Source organism: Geodermatophilus sp. SYSU D00815, from assembly GCF_054050035.1.
The window spans coordinates 1-7631 of sequence record NZ_JBJGYO010000055.1 but is presented as its reverse complement, the minus strand read 5'-3'; the positions used below and the strand labels follow the sequence as shown (position 1 = coordinate 7631).

General features: G+C 76.3%; 9 protein-coding genes. 6 read left to right on the top strand and 3 right to left on the bottom strand.

Annotated features, from left to right (window positions below; genetic code table 11):
* Nucleotides 1-123: 123 nt before the first annotated feature.
* Nucleotides 124-285, bottom strand: a complete 162-nt coding sequence (locus ACI78S_RS25000) for a hypothetical protein (RefSeq protein WP_456977695.1) — start codon at nt 283-285, stop codon at nt 124-126.
* Nucleotides 286-799: 514 nt separating this feature from the next.
* Entirely contained in the window at nt 800-1363 is a 564-nt protein-coding gene (locus ACI78S_RS24995) for an acyltransferase (protein ID WP_456977694.1), read from the bottom strand.
* A 120-nt stretch (nt 1364-1483) separates the two neighbouring features.
* On the opposite strand from ACI78S_RS24995, the gene ACI78S_RS24990 reads away from it, so the two are divergent.
* Nucleotides 1484-1885, top strand: coding sequence for a VanZ family protein (locus tag ACI78S_RS24990; protein ID WP_456977693.1), 402 nt, complete (start codon nt 1484-1486; stop codon nt 1883-1885).
* Nucleotides 1886-1902: 17 nt separating this feature from the next.
* Here the strand turns inward: ACI78S_RS24990 and ACI78S_RS24985 are convergent, their stop codons facing one another.
* A complete protein-coding gene (locus ACI78S_RS24985; RefSeq protein ID WP_456977692.1) occupies nt 1903-2163 on the bottom strand; it encodes a hypothetical protein in 261 nt (86 codons plus the stop codon).
* A 130-nt stretch (nt 2164-2293) separates the two neighbouring features.
* Here ACI78S_RS24985 and ACI78S_RS24980 point away from each other — a divergent pair, with 130 nt between their 5' ends.
* The 5 genes from ACI78S_RS24980 (at nt 2294) to ACI78S_RS24960 (ending at nt 7448) form a co-directional block, all read left to right on the top strand.
* Entirely contained in the window at nt 2294-2449 is a 156-nt protein-coding gene (locus ACI78S_RS24980; protein ID WP_456977691.1) for a hypothetical protein, read from the top strand.
* A gap of 264 nt (nt 2450-2713) precedes the next feature.
* Nucleotides 2714-3514, top strand: coding sequence for an MBL fold metallo-hydrolase (locus ACI78S_RS24975; RefSeq protein ID WP_456977690.1), 801 nt, complete (start codon nt 2714-2716; stop codon nt 3512-3514).
* The gene (locus tag ACI78S_RS24970) at nt 3511-4149 is read left to right on the top strand and encodes a DedA family protein (RefSeq protein ID WP_456977689.1); all 639 of its coding nucleotides are present in this window, start codon (nt 3511-3513) and stop codon (nt 4147-4149) included. Before ACI78S_RS24975 ends, ACI78S_RS24970 begins: the two co-directional genes overlap by 4 nt.
* Nucleotides 4146-6302 carry an alkaline phosphatase family protein gene (locus tag ACI78S_RS24965; protein WP_456977688.1) on the top strand — a complete coding sequence of 719 codons (2157 nt, stop codon included), beginning with the start codon at nt 4146-4148 and terminating at the stop codon, nt 6300-6302. The genes ACI78S_RS24970 and ACI78S_RS24965 overlap by 4 nt, the downstream gene beginning before the upstream one ends.
* Before the next feature lie 177 nt (nt 6303-6479).
* On the top strand, nt 6480-7448 hold the full coding sequence (locus ACI78S_RS24960) for a glucosyl-3-phosphoglycerate synthase (protein WP_456977687.1): 969 nt from the start codon (nt 6480-6482) through the stop codon (nt 7446-7448).
* The last annotated feature ends 183 nt before the right edge of the window (nt 7449-7631 follow it).

Here is a 7631-nt window from a genome sequence, read left to right as displayed (position 1 = left end):
TTCTGCCAGGCCAAACAGTGGCGCGGCCTGGCCACCCGCTACGACAAGCACGCCCGCAACTACGCCGGCGCGCTCCACCTCGCCGCGCTACTCACGTGGATTCCATGATCCGCCAGACACTCCCTAGGCGCCCGGCGCCTCCTCGACCAGCGGCTGCACGCGGTCGGCCAGTGCGGCGCAGCCGGCGGCGGTCGGGCGGCCGTCGTCGCCGACCTCGACCGCCCAGCCCTCGGCGAGCGGGCGGACGAACCGGGCGCCGGCGGCCTCGGCCGCCTCGCGGACCACGTCGCGGTTGTCGCGGACCCCGGCCGGCGCCCCGGCGTCCGGCCAGGCCGGGCCGGGCCGGGCCGACCACGATGACGACGGCGTCCGGGGCGCGCTCGGCGATCCCGCCGAGGGCCGCCTGCGCGGCGACGGCGACCTGCTCGGCGATGCCCGGGCCGTCGTAGGAGCTGCCCGAGAGGACGACGACGTCGGCCTCCTCGAGGGCCGCGGTCCCGGCCACGAGCTGGCCGAGCGTGCCGCTGCCGGGCGGCGCGGCCCAGCTGTCACCGAGGGCGACCAGCAGCGCCTCCTCCGGCGCCGGGGTGTTCCCGGCCGCGGGCGGGAGGGGCCGCGGCGTCGTGTCGACGACCGTGCCGCGGCCGAGTGCGAACGGCAGGCCGACGACGAGGAACACCGTCCCGCCGCCATGACGACCCACGCCCACCAGGGCGGCTCGTTCCACCACCGCGTCCCCCGCGCCATCCGCCCCGACGTACGGCGGGCACGGCGTTCCCGCCGCCGGACGGGCGGCGGGTCAGACGGCGGCGGGCTCGGTCTCCACCGGCTCGCGGGGCTCGGGGGCGGGCGCGGCCGGGCGCAGGTCCTTGACCCGCCTGGCCGGCACGCCGAGGTACATGCCGTGCGGCTCGCAGTCGCGGGTGACCACCGCGCCGGCCCCGATCACGCAGCCCTCGCCGATGGTCACGCCGGGCATCACCGTGGCCCGCGCCCCGATCCAGACGCCGTCGTGCACCGTGATGCCGCGGCCGCGGACCGTGCCCGCGACGTGCTTGCCCTCCGGGTCGACGTCGTGGTGGCTGGTGAGCAGCAGCACGTGGTGCCCGATGTAGACGTGCCGGCCGATCCGGATCGGGCCGAGGTTGTCGAAGACGGCCCCGATGTTGGTGCCGCTGCCCTCGCCCATCTCGATGTCGACCCCGCCGACCCAGCTGCCCGCGGAGAAGCCGGCGCCCTTGATCCGCATGCCGAGCAGGCACAGCACGCGGGTGCGCACCTTCCACGGCATGATCTCGCGCATCACGACGTGGTTGATCACCCAGCGGCGGGTGAGCCGGCCGAAGGCCCGCAGCGAGTCCATGGCCGAAGGCTAGGAACGGGACGGCCCGGCGACCTAGGAGACGGCCGGCGGCGTCACCCGACAGGGGCAGCGCGCACGGGACCGCCCCGTCGCGGGCCTGCAGCTGTCTACAGTCCTGTGGTGCGGGAACGACGGGCGAGGCGGGTGCTCCTGGGCTACCTCGCCGTCCTCGCCGTCCTCACCCTGCTCCCGGTGATCGGGCCGTCGGTGACCGGGGCGCTGGTCGACCTGGTCGACGCCGTCGGGCTGGGCGGGGCCTCCTCGGAGCGCAAGGTCGTCGACGAGGTCACCAACGTCCTGCTGTTCGTCCCGGCCGGTCTGCTGCTGTGCGCCGCGTTCCCCCGCGTCCCCCCGCTGCTCGCCTGGACCGCCTGCGTGCTGGCGTCGCTGGGCGTGGAGGCCGCGCAGTGGCTGGTGCTGCCCGACCGCGACCCGTCCCTGGTGGACGTCGCGACGAACGCGCTGGGCGCGGCCGTGGGTGTCGCCCTCCACCTGGTCGTGCGGCGCCGCACCCCGTCCTGACGCTCCCCGGCGCCGGGCTACGGCGCGGTGGCGGCCTCCGCCATGGCGGCGCCGCGGGCGGCGAGGCGCGCGCGGATGCGGGCGGCCAGCGCGCGCCGCTGCTCGGCGCGCCGGCGCAACGTGTCGACCTGCGCCGGGTCCTCGGCCCGGGCCGCCTTGAGCTCCAGCGCCGCGGCCGTCTCCAGGTGCAGCGCCATCGTCCGCAGTTCGGCGGCCGCTTCCGGGCCGCCGTGCGGCTGCGGGTGGGGCAGCCCCCGCACATCGTCCCCCAGGATCATGGAGCCGATGGTGCGGGCCGCACCCGGCGCGCGCGACTCGATCACCGCCGTCGCCCGATCGGGTGACCGCGGCGCCGGTGTTCCTGTGTCCCGGGGTTTCGGTCACCTGGTGCCGGGGCAGCGCAGGCGGATGACCTGGCTGCTCGCGCTGCTCGCCTGGACGGTGTGCGCCGTGGTCGTGGCCCCGCTCGTCGGCCGCGTCCTGGGGCACGCCGGCACCGCGCGCCCCCGCCGTCGCATGCCCGCCGCCGTCCCCCGCCCGCGCGCCCCGCTGCCCCGCGTCTGACCCCTCGACCCCCTTCCGGGTGACCGCCGCCGGCGGACCGGAAGCACCGGCGGCCCGCCCGTCGTTGACCGTCGGGTGACCACCGGCAGGCCCGAGCGGGCTTTCGGTACAGGAAGCCCGGGCGCCCCCGGGCTCTCTGCACCGAAAGCCCCCGGTAGAGCGGCCGCCCCCGGCCTTTCGGTACCGAAAGCCCCCGAGGGTTCAGGGTGCCGATGGGGGGAAAACCTGATCCGGGCTGTCGGTGCGCCGCTGGATACTGGCGCTGTGAGCGACCCGGAGCTGCACTTCGTCGGCCACTCGACCGTCCGGGTCGAGCTGGCCGGCCGCACGGTCCTCACCGACCCGCTCCTCACCCCCAGCGTCGGCCCGCTGCGCCGGGTGGTCCCCCTGCCCGACGAGTCGGCCTGGGCCGGCGTCGACATGGTGCTGCTGTCCCACCTGCACGGCGACCACCTGCACCTGCCGTCGCTGCGCATGCTCGGCGACGTCCGCATCGTCGTGCCCCGCGGCGCCGGCGCCTGGCTGCGCGGCAAGGGCTTCGCCCACGTCGAGGAGCTCGCCCCCGGCGAGACGCTGCGCGACGGCGACCTGAAGGTCACCGGCGTGCACGCCCGGCACAGCGGTCACCGCTGGGGGCCGCGGCTCGAGCACGGCCCGCAGACCCGCGCCATGGGTCACCTCATCAGCGGCGACGGCGTCACCGTCTACGCCAGCGGCGACACCGACCTGTTCGACTCCATGGGGTTCCTCGGCGACCGGGGCATCGACGTCGCGCTGCTGCCGGTGTGGGGCTGGGGGCCCAACCTCGGCCACGGCCACCTCGACCCGCACCGCGCCGCCGAGGCGGTGGCCCGGCTGCGGCCGCGCGTCGCCGTCCCGGTGCACTGGGGCACGCTCGCCTTCGGCGGCAGCCACCTGCTGCCGAAGCTGCGCCGCCGCATGCGCCGGGCGCTGGTCGAGCCGCCGCGCACGTTCGCCGCCCAGGTGGCGCAGCGCGGGCTGGCCACCACGGTGCTCCACGTGGAACCGGGCCGGCCGGTCCCGCTCGGGGTGGCGGCGGCATGAGCGTCCTCGCCTCGAGCTGGACCGACGCGTCCTCCATCGGCTACCCGGTGCTGTTCGGCGGTGTGCTGCTCGGCTCGATCCTGCCGGTCGTGCCCACCGGCGCCGTCGTCGGCGCGGCCGCGGCGGTCGCCACCAGCACCGGCCAGCTGTCGCTGCCGCTGGTGCTGCTGCTGGCCACCCTCGGCGCGCTCGCCGGCGACCTGGCCACCTTCGCCATCTGCCGGTTCGGCGGGCCGGCCGCGGTGCGGTGGGTGGCCCGCGGCCAGCACCCCGAGCGGATCGAGGAGGTCCGCGCCCAGTTCCGCGACCACGGCTGGCAGATCATCGTGGTCGGGCGGCTGCTGCCGGCCGGGCGCATCCCGGTGCTGCTCGCCGCCGGCGCGCTCGCCTACCCCTGGCGCCGGCTGGTGCCCGCGGCGCTGCTCGCCTCTTTCCTGTGGGCGGTGGCCTACGCGCTGCTCGGCGTGCTCTCCGGCGGGCTGTTCGACAACCCGCTGATCGCCACCCTGATCGCCGCGCTGCTCATCCTCCTGGTCAGCGGGCTGCTCAACCTCGTGGCGAGCCGCCGGCGGCACCGCCGCGAGCAGCGCGCGCGGGCCGCGCAGCCCTGCCCCGACGGGGCGCCGGCGCCGTGAGCCCGCCCGCGTCGACCGGCCGGCTGCTGCAGACCGGCCGCACCCTCGCGCGCGTCCTGCTGGTGTGGGCCGCCGCCACCGGCGCCCTGGTCGCGCTCGACGCCGGCATGCGCAACTTCTCCATGCCGTCGTGGTGGCAGCCGCCCGTGCTCGCGCTGATCCTCGGCGTGCTCACCGCCGTCGTCTGGCCGCTGGTGCTGCGGGTGGCGCTGCCGCTGGCGTTCTTCACCCTCGGCCTCGGCGGGTTCCTGCTCCTGGGCGCCGCCGTGCTGGCGATCTCCTTCGCCATCCCCGGCGTCGTCATCGCCCGGCTGTCCACGGCGGTCTGGCTGACCCTGGCCATGGCCGGCGTGGCGGGCGTCATCAGCAGCGCGCTGGCCATCGACGAGGACGAGCTCTTCTTCCGCCGGGCCCGCCGGCGCGCCGCCCGCGCCGGGAGCGCCGAGCCGGCCCCGCCCGGGGTGCTGGTGCTGCAGATCGACGGCCTCGGCCACCAGACGGTGCGCCGCGCCGTCCGCGACGGGCTGATGCCCACCCTGGCGTCGTGGGTGCGCTCGGGCAGCCACGTGCTGCAGCCGTGGCACACCGACTGGAGCTCGCAGACCGTGGCCAGCGTCTGCGGCATCCTGCACGGCTCCAACCACGACATCCTCGGGTTCCGCTGGTACGAGAAGGACACCGACCACGTCGTCGCCGCCTCGCACCCCGTCGACGCCGCCGAGGTCGAGCGGCGGCACTCCGACGGTCGGGGCCTGCTCGCCGGTGGCGGCGCCGCCCACGGCACGCTCTTCACCGGCGACGCCGACCACGTCTCGCTCACCATGAGCTCGCTGTCGCACGTGGTGCCGCGGACCTCGCGCCGCGAGCGCCGCCGCGACCGGTTCGGCGCCGGCTACTACGCCTACTTCGCCAACCCGGTCAACGCCGTGCGCACCCTGGCCGTCTCCCTGGTCGAGGTGGGCCGCGAGCTGCGCGCCGCGGCCCGCGAGCGGCGCGACGACGTGCGGCCCCGGGTCTCCCGCGGCGGCATCTACCCGCTGGCCCGGCCGGCCACCACGGTGATCACCCGCGACATCGTCGTGTCGGCGCTGATCGAGGACATGCTGGCCGGCCGCCCGGTGGCCTTCGTCGACTTCCTCGGCTACGACGAGGTGGGCCACCACTCCGGCGTCGAGCGCTTCGACGCCCTCGAGGTGCTGCGCAGCATCGACCAGCAGATCGGCCGGCTGCAGCGGGCCACCCAGCTCGCGCCGCGCGACTACCACCTGGTCTGCCTCTCCGACCACGGCCTGACCCAGGGGCAGGCGTTCGCCGACCGGTTCGGCGAGACGATCGAGCAGTACGTCGGCCGGCTCTGCGGCGGCGGCGACGTCGACCCCGCCGCGCTGCCCGGGCCCAGCACCAGCCGCCGCCCGGTCGAGGGCTGGCAGGTCACCTCCGCCCTGGCCGAGGCGGCCGCCTCCGGCGGGCCGATCGCCCGGCGGCTGCGCGAGCGGGTGGCCGCGCTGTCCGCCGACGACCACGGCGAGCACGTCGGCTCCGGCGAGGAGAAGGTGCCCCGGGTGGCGCCCGGCGTGGTCTGCGTGGTCTCCGGCCACGTGGCGATGGTGTCCTTCCCCGACATCCCCGGCCGGGTGCCGCTGGAGGAGATCGAGCGGCACTGGCCCGAGCTGCTGCCCGGCCTGGTCGACCACGACGGCGTCGGCTTCCTGCTGGTGCACTCCGAGGAGCACGGCCCGGTCGTGCTCGGCCGCGAGGGCCTGCACCGCATCGCCACCGGCGAGGTGTTCGGCGAGGACCCGCTGGCGCCGTACGGGCCCTACGCGGCCGAGCTGGTGGCCCGCACGTCGACCTTCCCGCACTGCCCCGACGTGCTGATCAACAGCCGGTACGACCCCGAGACCGACGAGGCGTCCCCCTTCGAACCGCACGTCGGCTCGCACGGCGGGCTCGGCGGGCCGCAGCAGCTGGGCTTCCTGCTGCACCCGCGCTCGTTCGCCCCGCCCGGCGAGATCGTCGGCGCCGAGCAGCTGCACCGGGTGCTGCGCGGCTGGCTCACCGACCTCGGCCACCCCGAGCCCACCGGCGCGGGCGCCACCGTGGGCCCGGACAGCCCGACCGCCCTGCGGGAGGCCGCGGCCGCGCAGGTCTGACCGCCGGCTCGTGGCGAGGCCTCGCCGGATGCGCGCTCCGGTGGCCATCGGCCGCTGATCGCCACCGGAGTGCAGATCTCGTGGGGCGCCAGCCCCCCGGTGCACCGGCGATGACGATCACGTGAACTACTCCGTGCCGCCTGGCGGAGGACCCACGGGCTCCCGGAGAGTGGGCCGATGCGACCCGATGCCCGCGCCTGGTTCGAGCACCGCACGTCGTCCGCCACCTCCCTCGACGAGCTCGATCCCGCGGCGCTGCTGCGGGCCAAGCTGCGCGGCGGCCACCGCGTCAGCGTCGTCCTGCCCGCCCGCGACGAGGCCGAGACCGTCGGCGGCCTGGTCGCCGAGCTGCACGAGCTCTGGGTCCGCCGCACGCCACTGGTCGACGAGCTGCTCGTCGTCGACTCCGACTCCACCGACGGCACCGCCGCGGTCGCCCGCGCCGCCGGCGCCGACGTCGTCGCCACCACCGAGGTGCTGCCCGCGCACGGCAGCCGCCCCGGCAAGGGCGAGGCGCTGTGGAAGGCGCTGGCCGCCACCGACGGCGACCTGGTCGTCTTCCTCGACGCCGACCTGAAGGGCGACGTCCGCCACTACGTGCCCGGCCTGCTCGCGCCGCTGCTCACCGACCCCGGCGTGGTGTACGTGAAGGGCTGCTACACCCGCCCGCTGGAGATCGCCGGGCTCGAGCAGCCCGCCGGCGGCGGCCGGGTGACCGAGCTGACCGCGCGGCCGCTGCTCAACGCGCTGTGGCCGGAGCTGGCCGGCTTCGTCCAGCCCCTCGGGGGCGAGTACGCCGGGCGGCGGGCGGCGCTGGAGCGGGTGCCGTTCGTGTCGGGCTACGGCGTGGAGGTGGGCCTGCTGGTCGACCTGCTGCAGCAGCACGGGCTCTCGGCGCTGGCCCAGGTCGACCTCGGCGTCCGCCGGCACACCTCGCAGAGCCAGGAGGCGCTCGGCGGCATGGCCGGGCAGATCGTGGCGACCGTGCTCGCCCGCGCCGGCGCCGCGACCGCCAGCGGGCTGCTCACCCAGTTCCGCCACGACGGCGAGCGGTTCGTGCCGCGCAGCACCGCGGTCGCCGTCGACGAGCGCCCGCCGATGATCACCGTTCCCGAGTACGCGGCGGTCTGGGAGGAGATCGGCTAGGAAAGGACCCCCTGCCCCCCACCGCTCGCACGCTCGCGGCGGGGCCCTGCAGGGGCCTAGGTGTAGTGACCACGGACGTTGTTGACGGCGTAGGAGGCTGAGCGAACAAGGAGACCTCCGAGCGAAGGTGTGGGTGCTGACGCCTCACCGACCGCCCGGAGGTCTCGTTGTCCCACGCTAATG